We start from the raw sequence: 17584 nt of genomic DNA on the forward strand, positions 1-17584 counted from the left end.
GACCCGGCCGTTTTTAGTGAAAGAATCCAGCTTTACGCTTCTTCTTCAGTAATTTTCAGCAGCCATTCCGGCACGCCTTCCCAGTATTCTTGCTCTTTCTCCAGATCCAGTAGCACTAACGCGTTCTGGCTAAACCAGTCGTGGGGGAAAATTAATGTCCAGTGATTGGCTTCCGTCTTCAATGTCAGTTTTGGCGGCGTAGTCGTCGCCTGACGCTGATTATTCAGCAATACGCCCAGACGCAGCAGTTGGATCAGCGGCAAGAATTGTTTTTTCTTAAACAAGGTAAAACGCGGCAGATCATCAAGCTTGATAGCTTTGCGGTGATAGCGCACCAGCGTAGCCATCAGCATCTGCTGCTCCTGATTAAAGCCCGGTAGATCGCTATTTTGCAGGATATAGGCGGAGTGGCGATGCATGCCGCTGTGGTTAATGTTCAGCCCCACTTCATGTAGCATTACCGCCCACTTCAGCAGGGCGGACAGATGCGGATTCGCCAGTTTCGGGTTTTGTTCCTGCCACTGCTCGAGCATCTGAGTGGTGGTCTCCAGTACCCGGCGCGCCTGCTCGCGATCGATATTGTACTGGTTTGCGAGGCTCTGGGCCGTACGGCTGCGAATATCCTGATGACGGAAGCGACCTTCCATCTCGTACAGCACGCCTTCGCGCAGCGCGCCGTCGGACAGGCGCAGCTCTTTGATCGCCAGCGCGTCGAATACCCCGCACAAAATGGCCAGACCGGGTGCAAATACCGCTTTACGGTCTTCCGACAATCCCGGCAGGCTTAATGAATCGAAGTTTTTATTCTTCAGCAGTTCACTGACCAGCATTTCAAGGCGTTCTGGGGTAATGAATCCGTCCTTTTCACCCATCGCGACCAGCACTTCGTGCGCTGCTTTGATGGTGCCAGAGGCGCCCAGCGCCACGTTCCACCCCTGAATACGGAATTGCCAGGCCAGGGTTTCCAGTTTCTGCACCGCCGCCAGGCGCGCGCGCTGGAAGTTTTCTTTATTGATAACGCCGCCGGCGAAATAGGCCTGCGAGAAGCTTACGCAGCCCATACGTCGGCTTTCCACCAGGCGGGGCTCGAAATCTTCGCCGATAACGAGCTCAGTCGAACCGCCGCCGATGTCGATAACCAGCTTACGTCCGCGTTCCGGTTGCGTGTGTTCAACGCCCATAAAAATCAGACGCGCTTCTTCGTTACCGGAGATTATCTCGATGGGATAAGGAATGACTTTTTCCGCTCGTTTGAGAAAATCCGCCGCGTTAGCCGCCTGGCGCAGGGTATGCGTCCCGACGATACAAACGCTGGAAGGGGAGAACCCCTGCAGACGTTCAGCAAACAACGACAGGCAGTTCAGTCCGCGAGTAATCGCTTCTTCGCTCAACACCGAGTTTTCATCCAGGCCATCGGCCAGGTGGACGCGCTGCTTCAGGCGACCGATGATCTGCATTGCCCCGTCGACGACACGGGCGATCACCATATGAAAACTGTTCGAACCAAGGTCGACCGCAGCGAACTCCTGCGGCCGAGGTGTTTTTTCGTTTATTGGCATAGGTTAATCGGGTTGTTCGAGTGATTTGAGATAATCGTAAATCGCCATCTGTGCGCGTACTTTGCGACGATTGCCGCGCGGCACGTAGCGATTACTCAGTTCTTTATCAAGATAGCGCGCTTTTACGGTATCGTTGAACAGGATATCGAGAATATCCAGTACGCGTTGCTTCAGACGCGGGTCCAGCAGCGGTACGGCCACTTCGATACGATAGTCGATATTGCGCGTCATCCAGTCGGCGGAGGATAACCACACCTGTTTATCACCGCCGTTTTCAAAACAATAGACCCTGTCGTGCTCAAGGAAACGGTCAACGATACTAATAACGCGAATATTTTCGCTAATCCCCTCAAGACCCGGGATCAGCGAGCACATGCCGCGGATGAGCAGGTTCACCGGTACGCCGGTGCTGGAGGCGGCGTAGAGTCTGTCCACCAGCCCTTTATCGACCAGGTTATTTAATTTAAGCGTAATTCCGGACGGTTGCCCATTCTGCGCATTGGCGATTTCGCGATCGATCATTTCATACAGCAGACGACGCGAGTTCTGCGGCGATACGAGCAGGTAGTCGAAGCTGACGGGTCGGTAAGGGTTTTCGATAAAGTTAAATACGCGACGGACTTCATTGGTGATGCGCGCGTCGGCAGTGAGTAATGAATAGTCGGTGTAGATACGAGCGGTTTTCTCGTTGAAGTTGCCGGTGCCGATATGTGCATAACGTACTACCTCATCGCCTTCTTTACGTGAAATGAGGAATAGTTTGGCGTGGATCTTCAGCCCCGGCGCCGAGAAGATAACGTGTACGCCGGCTTCAGTCAGACGTTTAGCCCAATGAATATTGGCCTCTTCATCGAAGCGCGCCTGCAGTTCAACCACCACGGTCACTTTTTTACCATTGTGGGCGGCGTGGATCATCGAATCGATAATCCGTGAATCCTTAGCGACGCGGTAAATATTGATTTTGATTGCCAACACGCTTGGATCGAACGAGGCCTGACGCAGCAGTTCAAGCACGTGCTCGAAGGTATGATACGGATAGTAGAGCAGTACGTCGCGTTCGCGGATGGCGTCAAAGCCGTTGCGGAATTTATCGAACCACAGGTGGCGCAGGCGCGGCATCGGTTTGTTGACCAGGTTGGCCTTGCCAACATTCGGGAAACCGATAAAGTCTTTAAAGTTGTGATAACGCCCGCCCGGCAGCATTGAATCGTAGTTGGAGATGGAGAGCTTATCGCGCAGCATTTCAACCATCGCGTCCGGCATATCGCGCTGGTAGACAAAACGTACCGGCTCGGCGGTTAAGCGCTGCTTCAGGCTCGAGGACATCAGCTCCATCAGGCTCGATTCCATTTCGTGTACCAGATCGTACTCGGCATCACGGGTCATTTTCATCGAGTATGCATTAAGGGCATCGTAGTCAAAGAAACCCTTGAAGATATCATCCAGGCAGTAACGCAGAATGTTATCCAGCAGAATCATTGGCTTGCGGCGTCGCGGCGTTTCCGGCGGCAGGTTCACAAAGCGCGGCACCTTATCGGATGGAATTTCCAGCAGCGCGTAGTTAATGGTATCGCCGCGGATAATCTCCACCGCCAGATAGGTGTAATCATCTTTCAGGAATTGAACCAGATCCGTTTCGCGATTGATCAGAATCGGCGAAATATGCTGGCGAAGATACTGTTTGAAGTAGTTGCGCAGCCAGGACTGCTGATTAACGGACAGCTGGCGTTCGTTAATCAGGAAGATCTGATTACGCGCCATTTCCAGCAGCAGTTCATTATAAAGACCATCAAATTCCTGATCGGCCTTGAGCACGCGGGCCTGGATTTTACCTAACAGATGACGTGAATGGGCGGTACTACCTTGTTCTTCACTGATAAGAATGCGTCGCTTAAGTTCAGCGAAACGCACTTTGTAAAACTCATCAAGGTTATTGGAGTAAATTCCTAAGAAGCGCATGCGCTCGATAAGCGGGTTACTCTTGTCCGCCGCTTCCTGAAGTACGCGCTCGTTAAAGGACAACCAGCTGAGTTCTTTTTCGATGTATAGCTTTTCCTGGCCCATTACAACTCACACTCCGGATCATTGACGTCGCTTTTTCATTATGGCGAGCTTTGCCATTGAATGTCCAACTATGTCAAAGCAATATGACAGTTTTCTTTCAATCGGATGTCAGGAAAAAGCGGACGCGTTTGTTTGCTTACGTTATGTTCAGTCAGGGGCGAAATGGAGGGCGAAACGATGTGGGAAACGCGGGCGCTGGAGCTTAACAATCAGGATATCTGGCACTGGCCGTCGGCCTGCCGGTTGATTGAATACGCAATTGAGCATGATTTTAATACCGTGGTGGTGGGGCAGGCCGAGCTATTTGGCAAGCTGGTTTCGCCACAGGGGTATACGCCTTTTGACTATAACGACCGCTTGTCGAGCCAACAACGAGCGCGCTGTATCTATCTCAATCGCCTGGCGTTGCGTTGTCGTGAACAGGGGTTGCGATTTTATCTGCAGGCGAAAGAACTTAGCTTTCCCACCGAACTGTTATTAGCGCATCCGGAACTGCTGGATACCCCGCGCGGGGTGCGTTTTGATGTCGATTTCTGGAGCCGCTGGTTAACTGACAAAGTGCGCGCCGTGTGCCAAAGCGTGCCGGCGCTCACCGGTTTGATTATCGCGCTCTCCAGTACCGACGGTTTACTGCCGATCTCTCGCCCGCAGTGGGTCAGGCAAAGCGACGGTCTTCGCCAGCCGGCGCAAAGCTTGATGCTCTATCGCCGCTGCTTTAATGCCCTGAGCCAGGCGGTAGCCGCGCAAAATAAGCATCTGGTACTGCGTGTCTTCCCTGCCAGCAATGACGATCTCAGCGCCGTGCTGGATGCGATTGAACCGCTGCCGCCTGCGGTTTCGGTATCGATAAAACTCACGCCGGAACGTTTCTGGCCTGCTTTCCCTAACAATCCGGCGCTGTTGGCGGTGCAGACGCGGGATGTATGGATCGATATCGATCTTGCCGGCGAAGAAGTGGGATGGGGCGTCATGCCGTTTTTACGTATTGATGAGCTGCAGGGGCGACTGTTGTGGTGTCAGAGTCGCAACCCGCGCATTACCGGCGCTATCTGTAAAACCAGTTGGGAAAGTATCGATAATCACTGGATCCCTGCGACGCTAAGCGAATGCAACCTCTTCGCCTGTAGTCAGTTGCTGGGTGAAGGGGCGGTAAAAAATCAGCAGCAGTTACTGGTGCAATGGCTGGCGCAACGTTACGGCTGGTGTCCGTCAGCCGATGTCGCGCAGCAGTTCCAGTTGCTGCTTGAACAGGCGACGCAGACGCTCTACCAGTCAATATATGTGCGTGACCATGTTTTCCATCGCCATAGCCAATTGCCTGAAAGCTACGGCCAGGCGGTGTGGAGCCTTTACGGACAACTGGCGCGTAGCCACTGGTTACCCGGTTCGGCGCAGGATATCCACTTCACCCGCGATGACCCGCAGAAGTCGATGGCTAATCTCACGCAAATCGCGCAAGAAAAAGATGAAGTCGCAGCCAGCGCGCAGCAGTTGGGGATAGCGGCGCAAGCGTTCGCTCTCACCGCGGATTTTCCCGCCGCGCTGGCGCTTCGGTGGCGTGAAGAGTGGCAGGGACTGCCGCTCTATTGCCAGTTATTTACCCATGCGCAAAAGGCCTTCTTTACCCTGCACTACGCCCGAGAGGTGGAAAACAGCTGGAGCATGCGGGAAATTTGCCATATCAACGTGCAGGCGTTATATCGCTGCGCATCGGAAATGGAAACGCTTTGTCAGCAGATTGGCGAGGCCTCGCCGGCGTTTTACGTGATGTTCGATCCTGTACGAGCACGTAATCTGGCGGATAGCCTGAGCACCGAGCTGGCGGCGCTCAGGTAACTGCATTAAAGGGTGCGACGTAGGGCTTCAACCAGGCACAGTATCGCCATTGCCTGGCCGTAGGGCATGGCGGTCAGGGGGATATTACGATAGTGGTCGAGGTCGTTGCCCATCGCTGTGCCAAACGACACCTGCGTTAACTCTCCTTGCGGCGAGATATGTTCGATTATACCCCGGCAGGCCCGCTCGGCGACCGGCAGAAACGCGTCGTCGAGGTAGCCGAGGCGCACCGCCTTGAAAATACCCGCGGCAAACCCCGCCGTCGCAGAGGCTTCCAGATAACTATCCGGCTCGTTGAGCAGCGTCGGCCATAGGCCGTTTTCGGCCTGGCAGCGGGCAAGGGCGCTGACCTGAATTTGCAGAGTATTTTGTAACTGGCGGTAAAAGGCGTCGTGCTCGTCGAGATCGAGCATCTCCAGTAGCTCCGGTATCGCCAGCGTTATCCAGCTATTGCCGCGAGCCCACAGCGCGCCGGCGAAATGGTGTCTGCCGTTGAAATGCCAGCCGTGAAACCACAGGCCGCTTTGGCGGTCGCTTAAATAGTGCAGGTGCTGCAAAAACTGAAATTTCGCCTCTTCTACCCAGCGCGATTTAGCAAACATTTTGCCGAGCATCGCCAGCGGCAGCACCGCCATCATTAGCGTATCGTCCCAGATTTGTTGATGATGGGGAGCCTCATAGGTGACGTGCTGCAGGCAGCCTTCATCGGTACGCGGCATCTGGCGATATATAGCGTCTCCCCAGCTTTCCAGGTAGGCGCGCCAGTCGCTGCGAGGCGTCTGTTGATAGCGCAGCGCCAGGGTTAAAAACGGGCAAGCGGTATTGATGTTTTTTTCCGGCGTGCCCTCGGCGAAGCGGGCGCTAAACCAGCCGTCAATAAGTTCACGAGCCCGAAGCGATCCTGTCAGTTGCTGGTAGCGAAACAGGCCAAACAGGGCGATGCCATGCGTCCACTCCCAGCCGTCCCAACCTTTGGTGTCAACCACCCGGCCATCCGCCAGCCGTTGCAAATACTGGCCGCTATCGTCGGTAATCGCGGTTAAGTTGCCGATTAGCGCTTCGATGAGTGACTGTAATTCAGGACGGTTGTTTTTCTGCGACATAGTGATTTCCTTGAGAAGAAACGGCGGCGCGTTGCCAGCGATCGTTGCGATGTGGATGGCCGGTCAATAGCTCGATGGTTTCGCGTGCCAGCGGGCTGGCATCCTGTGGATGACCACCGGCGCGCAGACGCTCCAGTTCGCTAATCAGGATTTGATGTCGCGGCTGGCTCAAGCGAAAACGAAACGCGCCATACATCGCCAGTAGGGCCAGCAGGCCGGGGCCAACGAGGAATACCCACCAGATGCCATTCAGCGCGGCGGTATTCTGCGTTTCGGCGCCTTTGGTGAATCCAAAGGCTTCCAGCGCCAGGCCGACGATAAACAGCGCCAGCGCCTGGGAGAATTTGCGCGTCAGCATCATCACCCCAGCGTAGATCCCTTCGCGGCGCACGCCGGTGTAGGCTTCATCGATATCGGGCAGAAAATTGTAGACATTCCATGGGATAAGATAGGTGCCGCCGCGGGCGATGCCCATCACGATTGCGCCGCCGAGCAGCAGCCAGGAAAGATGGTTGAAAGAAGCGGTCAATTGGCTGAACCACAGTAGCGCGCAGAGGATCAGCGCGATGGCCACCTTATAGGCGTTGCCGTTGCCGACGCGGATGCAAAGCCAGGTAAATAAAGGGATCGCGAAGAACTGAAACAGCGTCATCAGACTCATGGCCTGCGAAGCCAGCGATGTGCCGACACGCAGCACGTAGGTCATATAGTGCATAAACAGCGAGCCGAAAATATCCAGCGCCACCGCGCCGCCGACGTACATCATGATATGAATACGGAAGGTCCGCAGACGGAAGGTCGAGGCCATTTCCCGATACAGCGAACGCAGCGTTTTGCCTAAACCTTGCTGCGTCTGCGGAGGCGGGAGGTTGTCGCGCTCCCAGGTACCGCGCCAGACGAAGATCCACGGCAAGGCAAAAAGCAGGGCGAAGATAATGCCGATATAGAGAAACGCCTGCGATTTATCGGCGACGTGGGCCATGATTTGCCCGGGGATCAGCGCCGCGAGAAAGGCTGTCGCCTGAGCGAATAGCATTCGCGCGCCGGACATTTTCGAGCGCAAATCATAGCGGGTGGTCATCTCTGCAGGCAGCGTATCGTAAGGCACCATCAGCAGGGTGAAGACGGTGCTGAATAGTAGATAGGTACCAAGGTACCAGGCGTAGCCAAAACCACTTATCCACATCAGAGCGAAACAGAGCGATAGCGGCGCGCCGAGAATGAAGAAGATCCGTCGCCGTCCCCAACGGGTGCGAATGTTGTCGGTAATGTAGCCCATCACCGGATCCGTGATGCCGTCCCAAATCTTGGCGATGGCGAAAATAGAGGCCGCGGCGGCGGGTGAGAGCCCGGCGACTTCGATATAAAAGTAGAGCAGCCACAGGCCGGTGATGGTCATCGCGCCGCTGCCGAAAATATCGCCCATCCCCCAGCAGAGGATGTTGCGGGTTTTGACTTCTCGTTGCGGGGTCACTGTCCTCGTCATGAGCGTATCTCTTTGGTAAGGAATGCGAGGTTGCACAGTAAAAGAGGGGGAGGGGGGCGAGAATCCCGACAGTCGGTTTTTCGTACCGTTCTGCGAGCAGCATGCCAAATGGCGACAAAATGAAATAAATCCCGTGATGCTGCTCACATATGCTGCGGTTTAAGAGGGCAATAACTGTGATAACGGCCCTGTTTTCATTTTTTTCGCCGGTAAATTATGCGCGTTATCTCACGTTTTTCCTCTGAGCGTGACGGGGAATGTGAAAGGGTACGCAGATATTTCCGCGGTAGTGATTTAGACCCTACGCTGAGGGCGAGAGAGATGGTGAGATAGGTAATACGTTGATTTCCAGGACATGCTATGAACATTTATCTTTCGCAGCGCCATCCCCATGCGGATGGCGTGACGCCGGATACCGAACTTTTTCAACAGGCGCTGGACGAACTGGCGCAGGCGGGCGGCGGCCAGTTGGTAGTTGATTGCGGCAGGTATGCGCTTGGCGGTTTGCGGATAGGGTCGAACACCTGTCTGTGGCTGTCGCCGGGGGCTGAGCTTATCGTTAGCGAAAACTATGATGACTTTGCTCAGGCGACGGCGCTGAGCCGGGCGGAATCTTCAGATCGGGCCTTTCTGTATGCTGTGGATGCACAGAATATTACCATCTGCGGCGGCGGCGAGATTTACGGCAGCGCTGACGGCTGGTTCTCCCGTGGCGTTGATGCCATGGGCTACCGCACGCCAGCCAGGGCGCGCCCGCGGATCATTTTGCTGGAGAATTGCCGTCGCGTCCGGCTGGAAAATATCACCGTACGACATGCCCCGATGTGGACAATCCATCTGGTCTCCTGTACGGGCGTGGTGGTTGACGGCGTTACCGTCGACAATGATTTGACGATGGCTAATACCGATGCGCTGGATATCGACAGCTGCCAGCAGGTCCATATCGCCAATAGCTATTTCAGCGCGGCGGATGATGCCATCTGTTTGAAAACCACCGATAAACCTGAGCGCATCCAGCGACCGTTGCGTCAGGTAACCATCGTTAACTGCACGCTGCGCTCGAAAAGCTGCGCCTTTAAAATCGGTACTGAAACCTGGCGGGATATTGAAGATGTGCTGGTGAGTAACTGCACTATCTTTGACTCCAATCGCGGCATTGGCCTGATATCCCGCGACGGCGGGCGGCTACGGCGGATGATTTTTAGCAGCATTGCTTTTGATTGCGTGAGCGCGCCGGCCTGTCATTGGGGCGAGGCGGACCCTGTTTTCCTTTCCGCGCGCCGTCGCGATCCGGCGATTGAACCCGGCGAAATCTCACAGATCCAGTTCCGCGGGCTGGTTGGCGAGTGCGAAGGCGCGATAAACCTGCATAGTGAAACGCCAGGTCAGATCCGGCGCATTCTGTTTGACGGCGTGCAGCTAACCCAGAAGCTGAACCTGGCAGCGGAGCAGGGGCTTTATGATATCCGCCCGCCGTGCAATCCGATGTCGCCGACCGGGATGGGGATTGATAACGCCTGGTGTTTGAATCCGCAAAGCGGCCGCGTTTGGGGTGTCGAGCCTTATCCCGGCGGTTTGCCGGTACTGTATGCTAACGGCGTAGCGGGTCTGACACTGCGCGAATTTGATTATCAGCGCCCGACCCCATTACCGGCAGCCTGGAACCCTAACGCGCTATGTCTGGAAAACGGAGATATTTAGCGAGGAAACAAGAGAGGAAGTTGCCCCGGCGATTGCTCCGGGGCCAGAACAAGTTATTCTTCAGCGGCATAGCCCTGCGGCGGCAGCTTGCGATTATCCAGCCACGCAGAGTTAGCTTCCATACGCAGGCGACCATCAACAAACCAGCTCACCACCAGCGGGTAGATATCGTGCTCCTGCGCCTGAACGCGGGCGGTAACGTCATCTTCGCTGTCTTCCGGAAATACCGGTACCCGAGCCTGTAAGATCACCGGCCCGCCGTCGAGCTCGTCGGTGACGAAATGCACCGAGGTGCCATGTTCCTCATCACCGTTTTCCAGCGCCTGGCGATGAGTATGCAGCCCGGGATATTTCGGCAGCAGAGAAGGATGGATATTCAGCAAGCGCCCCTGATAGTGGTCAACAAACGCTGGGCTAAGGATGCGCATATAGCCTGCCAGCACCACCAAATCCGGTTGAAAGGCGTCGATTTGCTGCATCAGCTCGCGGTCGAAGGCCTCGCGGCTATCAAACGCTTTCGGCGAGAGCGCAAAGGCCGGAATACCGGCCTCGCGGGCGCGCTCAAGGCCGAATGCTTCGGCCTTATTGCTGAATACCGCACGCAGGGTGCCGTTGATTTGCTTCCGGGCGCAGGCATCAATAATCGCCTGTAGATTACTGCCGTTACCGGAAATCAGCACCACAATGTTTTTCATTCAATGACCACACGTTGTTCGGCATCGGATGCCTTGATATAACCGATTTTCCACGCGTTTTCACCCTGCTCGTTCAGCAGGGCGATAGCTTTATCCGCCTCGGCTGCCGGGAGCGCGACCAGCATGCCGACGCCGCAGTTAAAGGTGCGGTACATTTCGTGGCTGCTGACATTACCGGCGGTTTGCAGCCAGTTGAAGACTTCCGGCCACTGCCAGGATGACTCGTCGATCACTGCCTGGGTGTTGTCCGGCAGTACGCGCGGGATATTTTCCCAGAAGCCGCCGCCGGTCAGGTGGGCGATAGCGTGGACGTCGACATTGGCAATCAGATTCAGAATCGATTTGACATAAATACGGGTCGGCGCCAGCAGGTGGTCGGCCAGCGGTTTGCCGTTGAGGTCGGTGGTCTGCGGGTCAACGCCGCTGACTTCGATAATCTTACGTACCAGCGAGTAGCCGTTAGAGTGCGGGCCGCTGGAGGCAAGCGCGACCAGTACGTCGCCGTCAGCCACTTTGCTGCCGTCGATGATTTCTGATTTTTCTACCACGCCGACGCAGAAACCGGCCACGTCATAATCTTCACCATGGTACATACCCGGCATCTCTGCCGTTTCGCCGCCAACCAGCGCGCAGCCGGACTGTAAGCAGCCTTCGGCGATGCCGTTGATGACGCTTGCCGCGGTGTCTACGTCCAGTTTACCGGTCGCGTAGTAGTCAAGGAAAAATAGCGGCTCGGCGCCCTGAACCACCAGGTCATTAACGCACATGGCGACCAGATCGATACCGATAGTGTCGTGACGTTTAAGGTCCATCGCCAGACGCAGCTTGGTGCCGACGCCGTCGGTGCCGGAGACCAGTACCGGTTCGCGGTATTTCTGCGGCAGAGCGCACAGCGCGCCGAATCCGCCCAGTCCGCCCATCACTTCCGGGCGACGGGTTTTCTTCACCACGCCCTTAATACGGTCGACGAGAGCGTTGCCTGCATCAATATCCACGCCGGCATCTTTATAGCTGAGAGAGGTTTTATCGGTCACTGCGAAGTCTCCACGCGTTTGCGGTAGCAAGAAAAATCGGCGCAATTCTAACAGGGAAAGCAAACGTTTGCGAGCCTGCTTTACACTCGATTTAAAACGGCTTACAGATGAGCAAATTTGATACTGTTCACGAAAATGAAACCGGGTACAGTCTTCTGCTTGCCTCGCCTTTGTTGAATGATCATTATGCCAATGAAACCGGTTTCTGTTTGGTGAAAAGCGAATAACGATCGTCTAAAGGGAGAGCATATGTCCGGATTCAAAGAAGGTTTTCTGTGGGGCGGCGCGGTAGCGGCGCATCAGCTTGAGGGCGGCTGGCAAGAAGGAGGGAAGGGGGTTAGCGTTGCTGACGTGATGACCGCAGGCGCCCACGGGGTGCCGCGTACGATCACCGACGGCGTACTGCCTGGTCATAACTATCCCAACCATGAGGCAATTGATTTTTATTATCGTTATAAAGAAGACGTAGCGCTGTTTGCCGAACTGGGATTTAAGTGTTTCCGTACTTCAATTGCCTGGACGCGCATTTTTCCGCTGGGTGATGAGCTGGAGCCCAATGAAGCGGGCCTGCAATTCTATGACGATCTGTTCGACGAGTGCCTGAAATATGGTATCGAACCGGTGATCACGCTCTCCCATTTTGAGATGCCTTACCACCTGGTGACTGAATACGGCGGCTGGCGCAACCGTAAACTCATTGATTTCTTTGTCCGCTTCGCGAAGGTAGTGTTTACCCGCTATCAGCACAAAGTGAAGTACTGGATGACCTTTAACGAGATCAACAACCAGGCCAACTTCCATGAAGATTTCGCCCCCTTTACCAACTCGGGCCTGAAGTATCAGCCCGGCGAAGACCGTGAACCGGTGATGTTCCAGGCCGCCCATTATGAACTAGTCGCCAGTGCGCTGGCGGTAGAGGCGGCACGCGAGATTAATCCTGCCCTGCAGATTGGCTGTATGATCGCGATGTGTCCTATCTATCCGCTCACCTGCGCGCCGGACGACATGATGATGGCGATGAACGCCATGCATCGTCGTTACTGGTTTACCGATGTGCATGTACGCGGTCGCTATCCGCAACATCTGCTCAACTACTTCGCGCGCCGCGGTTTTACGCTGGATATTACCGACGCCGACCGCCGGGCGTTACAAGAGGGCTGTGTCGACTATATTGGTTTTAGCTACTATATGTCCTTCGCCACCAAAGCGACTGACGATAATCCGCACCTGGATTACGACGAAAGCACCAGCCTGGTCTCCAACCCGTACGTGAAGAAATCGGATTGGGGCTGGCAGATTGACCCGGTTGGCCTGCGCTACTCGCTCAATTGGTTCTGGGATCATTATCAACTGCCGCTGTTTATCGTTGAAAACGGCTTTGGCGCCATTGACGTGCGTGAAGCGGACGGCAGCGTGGACGACCAGTATCGTATCGATTATCTCAGCGCCCATATTGCCGAAATGAAAAAAGCGGTGGTGGAAGATGGCGTCGACCTGATGGGGTATACCCCGTGGGGCTGCATCGACCTGGTCTCCGCCGGTACCGGGGAGATGAAAAAGCGCTATGGATTTATCTTTGTTGATAAAGATAACGAAGGTCGCGGTACGTTGGCCCGCAGCCGGAAAAAATCTTTTGCCTGGTATCAGCAGGTTATTGCCAGTAACGGCGAAAACCTGTAGTTGCCAACAAGCGTAGCGTTGCCAGATATAAAAGCCGAAGGGGAACCTCCGGCTTTTTTTGTTTGTTTTATAATGTGTAACAATCCATAAATCACTTTGTTTGATATACGTCAAGCAAGATGGGTATGGCGCAATCCGCAAAAAGCGGTATAATCCCGCGATTTTTTTTGTGGCTGCCCCTCAGAGGAGAAAGAGAATGAAGATCGTGGAAGTGAAACATCCACTCGTCAAACACAAGCTGGGCCTGATGCGTGAGCATGACATCAGTACTAAACGCTTCCGTGAACTCGCCTCAGAGGTTGGTAGCTTACTGACCTACGAAGCAACCGCCGATCTCGCTACCGAGCGTGTCACCATCGAAGGCTGGAACGGTCCGGTCGAAGTTGAGCAGATCAAAGGGAAGAAAATTACCGTAGTGCCCATTCTGCGTGCCGGTCTGGGGATGATGGAAGGCGTGCTGGAGCACGTGCCGAGCGCGCGTATCAGCGTCGTGGGTATCTACCGTGATGAAGAAACTCTGGAGCCGGTTCCTTACTTCCAGAAGCTGGTTTCTAACATTGACGAGCGTATGGCGCTGGTGGTTGACCCAATGCTGGCAACCGGCGGTTCGATGATCGCGACTATCGACCTGCTGAAAAAAGCGGGCTGCTCGAGCATTAAGGTGCTGGTGCTGGTGGCGGCGCCGGAAGGCATTGCCGCGCTGGAGAAAGCGCATCCTGACGTCGAGCTGTACACCGCGTCCGTCGACCAGGGCCTCAACGAGCACGGATACATTATTCCGGGCCTCGGCGATGCCGGCGATAAGATTTTCGGTACCAAATAAATGATGAAGTGATAAAAAGCCGACTTTGAGAGTCGGCTTTTTTTTGAATAAATCACGCCCACAACAAATAACAAACGACTCTCAGAGGACAACATTATGACGCGCCGTGCAATCGGGGTGAGTGAAAGACCGCCGCTTTTACAGACAATCCCGCTTAGTTTGCAACATCTGTTCGCCATGTTTGGCGCAACGGTTCTGGTGCCTATCCTGTTCCACATTAACCCGGCTACCGTACTGCTGTTTAACGGCATCGGTACGCTGTTGTACCTCTTTATCTGTAAAGGCAAAATTCCGGCCTATCTGGGGTCGAGCTTCGCCTTTATCTCCCCGGTGTTACTGTTGTTGCCGCTGGGTTATGAAGTGGCGCTCGGCGGCTTCATTATGTGCGGCGTCCTGTTCTGCATCGTCTCCTTTATTGTCAAAAAAGCCGGTACCGGCTGGCTGGATGTAATGTTCCCGCCGGCGGCGATGGGCGCCATCGTGGCGGTTATCGGCCTGGAACTGGCGGGCGTGGCGGCGAATATGGCCGGGCTGCTGCCGGCTGACGGTCAAGCCCCCGACAGCAAAACCATTATTATTTCGATGGTAACGCTGGCGGTGACGGTTTTTGGTTCCGTACTGTTCCGCGGTTTCCTGGCGATTATCCCAATTCTTATCGGCGTGCTGGTGGGCTATGCGCTCTCCTTCGTGATGGGCGTAGTCGATACGACGCCTATCGCCGAAGCGCACTGGTTCGCATTGCCGACCTTCTACACCCCGCGCTTTGAGTGGTTTGCCATTTTCACCATTCTGCCTGCCGCGCTGGTGGTCATTGCCGAGCACGTGGGGCACCTGGTGGTGACCGCCAATATTGTTAAGCGCGACCTGATCCGCGATCCGGGTCTGCACCGCTCGATGTTCGCCAACGGGCTGTCGACGATTGTCTCCGGTTTCTTTGGCTCGACGCCAAACACCACCTACGGTGAAAATATCGGCGTGATGGCGATTACCCGCGTATACAGTACCTGGGTTATTGGCGGTGCGGCGATTATCGCGATTCTGCTCTCCTGCGTCGGGAAGCTGGCGGCGGCGATCCAGATTATCCCGGTTCCGGTGATGGGCGGCGTTTCTCTGCTGCTGTACGGGGTGATCGGCGCATCCGGTATCCGCGTGCTGATCGAATCAAAGGTCGATTACAGCAAAGCGCAGAACCTGATTCTGACCTCAGTCATTCTGATCATCGGCGTGAGCGGCGCCAAGGTGCATATTGGCGCGGCGGAGCTGAAAGGCATGGCGCTGGCGACGATCGTCGGTATCTGCCTGAGCCTGATCTTTAAACTGATCAGCGTCCTGCGTCCGGAAGAAGTGGTGCTGGACGCCGCGGATAGCGAAGAAGCGAAATAACGATCCTGATACCGGGCAGCGATCCTGCCCGGTTCTCTCCGGACCTAAAACTGTGTTAAACTCTTCGCGTTTTTCTGTAAGCCTATGTTGAGGTCCATCTGAACGCTCCGGCACAGCTCTCTTTGCCACTGTATCTTCCTGACGACGAAACGTTCGCGAGTTTCTGGCCGGGTGATAATCCTTCCCTACTTGCCGCTCTGCAGAACGTACTGCGGCAGGAACACAGCGGATACATCTATATCTGGTCACGCGAAGGCGCGGGGCGTAGCCACCTTTTGCATGCCGCCTGCGCTGAGCTATCCCAGCGTGGCGATGCCGTCGGCTACGTGCCGTTGGATAAGCGCACGTGGTTCGTGCCGGAAGTGCTGGACGGCATGGAGCAACTGGCGCTGGTGTGTATCGATAACATCGAGTGCGTGGCGGGGGATGAGCCCTGGGAGATGGCTATCTTTAATCTCTATAACCGTATTCTCGAATCAGGTAAAACTCGCCTGCTGATCACCGGCGATTGCCCGCCGCGGCAGCTGCATCTCGGCCTGCCGGATCTCGCCTCGCGCCTTGACTGGGGCCAAATCTACAAGCTGCAACCGCTGTCGGATGAAGATAAGCTGCAGGCGCTGCAGCTGCGCGCCAGATTACGCGGTTTCGAGATGCCGGAAGACGTCTGCCGTTTCCTGCTCAAGCGGCTGGATAGAGAAATGCGCTCGCTGTTTATGACGCTCGATCAGCTGGATCACGCGTCGATTACCGCCCAACGAAAACTGACGATCCCATTCGTTAAAGAGATCCTGAAGCTTTAGGCCGAAAGCGACGCCAGCTCCTGCTCTGCCAGGCCGGTTAGCTGCGCCACCAGCGCGGGGGCGAGGCCGCTACGTAACATCGCGGCGGCGATACGCAGCGCTTCTTCTTTACGCCCCTCAGCCAGACCTTCTTGCCGGCCCTGAAGCAGACCGCGCTCCAGCCCTTGCTGCTCGAGATATTCTGCAATAGTCATCAGCGTCTCCTTATGTTGCGGCGTCCGGCGCGCCAGCTCACGAATAAACTTTATCGGTTCGCGGCTATTTCCCGCGAGCACCAGGTAGTGCATTAGCGCCTGCACCTGTGTTTGCGTGGCTAATCCAGTCAATAATAATTCGCCCAGCTTGTCGAGTAACTGCGCCAGATCGCGTTGTCGAATATGTTTTTGCAGTAATTCCAGCGTTGCCATACGTTGATGAGTGGCGATTTCATCATCCGGTATGACGGTGATATCCGCCAGCGGAAATTCGCCATGGTAGAGCGTGGTCGCCAGCTCCGGCGCGGCAAACTCATCCAGCCAGCGCATAGAAAACGGATAGGGCGTTACCAGGCCGTGGTAGAAAAGTACCGGGATTACCAGGGGGAGTTTTTCGTGTCCGGCATCAAGGTGGCGCTGCATGACGGCGACGGCGTAGCGCATCAGGCGAAAGGCCATATGCCGGTCGGGACTGCTTTGATGTTCGATCAGCGCGTAAATATAGCCGTCGCCCGCGGTGGTTTGCAGCGAGTAGAGAATATCTGAGTAGTAAGGTCTGAGATCTTCTTCGACAAAATTACCCGATTCTAAATGTAGCGTACGCAGATCGCAGATCTTCTTAAGCGCTTCAGGAAGATACAACTGGAGAAAATCGCGCGCGGTATCCGAATGGGAAAGATAGGTTTTAAATACTGCGTCATGCGGTGTGGAAATAGCTTTATTCATTGGCAATCCGTCCAGTGGATTCAGGTGATGGACGGACAGTAGCACTACTGCGCGAGGCGAGGGGATTGGCCTGTTTTTTCTGGAAGCGGCCACGAAAAAAATCGCGCCGCGGGCAACACCGGCGGCGCGTAGGGGTTAGCTGACGATTTCCAGCACCTGTTCCGGCGGGCGGCCGATACGCGCCTGGCCGTGGCTGACCACGATGGGCCGTTCGATGAGTTTCGGGTTCTCGACCATGGCCTTAATCAACGCCTCTTCGCTGAGCTGTGGGTCGGCGAGATTGAGCGACTTATACAGATCTTCTTTCTGGCGCATCAGTTCACGGGCGCTGCTCATATTGAGCATTTTCAACAGCTGGCGCAGCGTCGCGGCATCCGGCGGTGTCTCCAGATACAGCACCACTTCAGGGTCGATGCCGTTGGCTTTCAGCAGGCTGAGCGTGTCGCGGCTCTTCGAGCAGCGCGGGTTGTGGTAAATTTTTACCGCGTCAGACATGTGGT

Annotated in this window: 14 protein-coding genes; 6 read left to right on the forward strand and 8 right to left on the reverse strand. The window is 55.3% G+C overall.

Annotation, left to right across the window (positions count from 1 at the left end; translation table 11 throughout):
• Positions 1 to 32: 32 nt before the first annotated feature.
• The gene (gene ppx / locus PGS10_RS18780; protein WP_045392691.1) at positions 33 to 1559 is read right to left on the reverse strand and encodes an exopolyphosphatase; all 1527 of its coding nucleotides are present in this window, start codon (positions 1557 to 1559) and stop codon (positions 33 to 35) included.
• A gap of 3 nt (positions 1560 to 1562) precedes the next feature.
• Positions 1563 to 3623 carry a polyphosphate kinase 1 gene (ppk1, locus tag PGS10_RS18785; protein WP_047043447.1) on the reverse strand — a complete coding sequence of 687 codons (2061 nt, stop codon included), beginning with the start codon at positions 3621 to 3623 and terminating at the stop codon, positions 1563 to 1565.
• Positions 3624 to 3800: 177 nt separating this feature from the next.
• Here ppk1 and PGS10_RS18790 point away from each other — a divergent pair, with 177 nt between their 5' ends.
• On the forward strand, positions 3801 to 5459 hold the full coding sequence (locus PGS10_RS18790) for a hypothetical protein (RefSeq protein ID WP_047078074.1): 1659 nt from the start codon (positions 3801 to 3803) through the stop codon (positions 5457 to 5459).
• Positions 5460 to 5464: 5 nt separating this feature from the next.
• Here PGS10_RS18790 and PGS10_RS18795 read toward each other — a convergent pair whose 3' ends face one another.
• Positions 5465 to 6562, reverse strand: coding sequence for a glycoside hydrolase family 88/105 protein (locus tag PGS10_RS18795; RefSeq protein WP_316423346.1), 1098 nt, complete (start codon positions 6560 to 6562; stop codon positions 5465 to 5467).
• Positions 6537 to 7988 (reverse strand): MFS transporter, encoded by a 1452-nt coding sequence (locus PGS10_RS18800; protein WP_047043452.1) that lies wholly within the window; start codon positions 7986 to 7988, stop codon positions 6537 to 6539. Before PGS10_RS18800 ends, PGS10_RS18795 begins: the two co-directional genes overlap by 26 nt.
• Before the next feature lie 420 nt (positions 7989 to 8408).
• On the opposite strand from PGS10_RS18800, the gene PGS10_RS18805 reads away from it, so the two are divergent.
• A complete protein-coding gene (locus PGS10_RS18805) occupies positions 8409 to 9749 on the forward strand; it encodes a glycoside hydrolase family 28 protein (protein ID WP_047078063.1) in 1341 nt (446 codons plus the stop codon).
• Positions 9750 to 9802: 53 nt separating this feature from the next.
• Here PGS10_RS18805 and purN read toward each other — a convergent pair whose 3' ends face one another.
• Entirely contained in the window at positions 9803 to 10444 is a 642-nt protein-coding gene (purN, locus tag PGS10_RS18810) for a phosphoribosylglycinamide formyltransferase (RefSeq protein ID WP_045392675.1), read from the reverse strand.
• The gene (gene purM, locus PGS10_RS18815; protein ID WP_045392672.1) at positions 10441 to 11478 is read right to left on the reverse strand and encodes a phosphoribosylformylglycinamidine cyclo-ligase; all 1038 of its coding nucleotides are present in this window, start codon (positions 11476 to 11478) and stop codon (positions 10441 to 10443) included. Before purM ends, purN begins: the two co-directional genes overlap by 4 nt.
• Before the next feature lie 249 nt (positions 11479 to 11727).
• On the opposite strand from purM, the gene PGS10_RS18820 reads away from it, so the two are divergent.
• The 4 genes from PGS10_RS18820 (at position 11728) to PGS10_RS18835 (ending at position 16164) form a co-directional block, all read left to right on the forward strand.
• Positions 11728 to 13158, forward strand: a complete 1431-nt coding sequence (locus tag PGS10_RS18820; RefSeq protein WP_047078064.1) for a 6-phospho-beta-glucosidase — start codon at positions 11728 to 11730, stop codon at positions 13156 to 13158.
• A gap of 196 nt (positions 13159 to 13354) precedes the next feature.
• Positions 13355 to 13981 (forward strand): uracil phosphoribosyltransferase, encoded by a 627-nt coding sequence (gene upp / locus PGS10_RS18825; protein ID WP_015370402.1) that lies wholly within the window; start codon positions 13355 to 13357, stop codon positions 13979 to 13981.
• Positions 13982 to 14077: 96 nt separating this feature from the next.
• Positions 14078 to 15364 (forward strand): uracil permease, encoded by a 1287-nt coding sequence (gene uraA, locus PGS10_RS18830; RefSeq protein ID WP_045379877.1) that lies wholly within the window; start codon positions 14078 to 14080, stop codon positions 15362 to 15364.
• 98 nt (positions 15365 to 15462) lie between these two features.
• Positions 15463 to 16164 (forward strand): DnaA inactivator Hda, encoded by a 702-nt coding sequence (locus tag PGS10_RS18835; RefSeq protein WP_026612247.1) that lies wholly within the window; start codon positions 15463 to 15465, stop codon positions 16162 to 16164.
• On the opposite strand, the gene PGS10_RS18840 is transcribed toward PGS10_RS18835, so the two are convergent.
• Positions 16161 to 17084: an Rpn family recombination-promoting nuclease/putative transposase gene (locus PGS10_RS18840; protein WP_047043467.1), complete on the reverse strand. Its 924-nt coding sequence runs from the start codon at positions 17082 to 17084 to the stop codon at positions 16161 to 16163. The genes PGS10_RS18835 and PGS10_RS18840 overlap by 4 nt on opposite strands.
• A gap of 135 nt (positions 17085 to 17219) precedes the next feature.
• The gene (gene arsC, locus PGS10_RS18845) at positions 17220 to 17579 is read right to left on the reverse strand and encodes an arsenate reductase (glutaredoxin) (RefSeq protein ID WP_047043470.1); all 360 of its coding nucleotides are present in this window, start codon (positions 17577 to 17579) and stop codon (positions 17220 to 17222) included.
• Positions 17580 to 17584 lie beyond the last annotated feature (5 nt).

This window comes from Klebsiella sp. 141153, assembly GCF_032601995.1.
Classification (GTDB): domain Bacteria; phylum Pseudomonadota; class Gammaproteobacteria; order Enterobacterales; family Enterobacteriaceae; genus Klebsiella; species Klebsiella aerogenes.

Bases quoted from the DNA above. Each gene is read 5' to 3' on its own strand.
- PGS10_RS18790 (WP_047078074.1), top strand. From the start codon at position 3,801: ATGTGGGAAACGCGGGCGCTGGAGCTTAACAATCAGGATATCTGGCAC.
- ppx (WP_045392691.1), bottom strand. From the start codon at position 1,559: ATGCCAATAAACGAAAAAACACCTCGGCCGCAGGAGTTCGCTGCGGTC.
- arsC (WP_047043470.1), bottom strand. From the start codon at position 17,579: ATGTCTGACGCGGTAAAAATTTACCACAACCCGCGCTGCTCGAAGAGC.
- purN (WP_045392675.1), bottom strand. From the start codon at position 10,444: ATGAAAAACATTGTGGTGCTGATTTCCGGTAACGGCAGTAATCTACAG.
- uraA (WP_045379877.1), top strand. From the start codon at position 14,078: ATGACGCGCCGTGCAATCGGGGTGAGTGAAAGACCGCCGCTTTTACAG.
- upp (WP_015370402.1), top strand. From the start codon at position 13,355: ATGAAGATCGTGGAAGTGAAACATCCACTCGTCAAACACAAGCTGGGC.
- PGS10_RS18795 (WP_316423346.1), bottom strand. From the start codon at position 6,562: ATGTCGCAGAAAAACAACCGTCCTGAATTACAGTCACTCATCGAAGCG.
- PGS10_RS18840 (WP_047043467.1), bottom strand. From the start codon at position 17,084: ATGAATAAAGCTATTTCCACACCGCATGACGCAGTATTTAAAACCTAT.
- PGS10_RS18805 (WP_047078063.1), top strand. From the start codon at position 8,409: ATGAACATTTATCTTTCGCAGCGCCATCCCCATGCGGATGGCGTGACG.
- PGS10_RS18800 (WP_047043452.1), bottom strand. From the start codon at position 7,988: ATGGGCGATATTTTCGGCAGCGGCGCGATGACCATCACCGGCCTGTGG.
- ppk1 (WP_047043447.1), bottom strand. From the start codon at position 3,623: ATGGGCCAGGAAAAGCTATACATCGAAAAAGAACTCAGCTGGTTGTCC.
- PGS10_RS18820 (WP_047078064.1), top strand. From the start codon at position 11,728: ATGTCCGGATTCAAAGAAGGTTTTCTGTGGGGCGGCGCGGTAGCGGCG.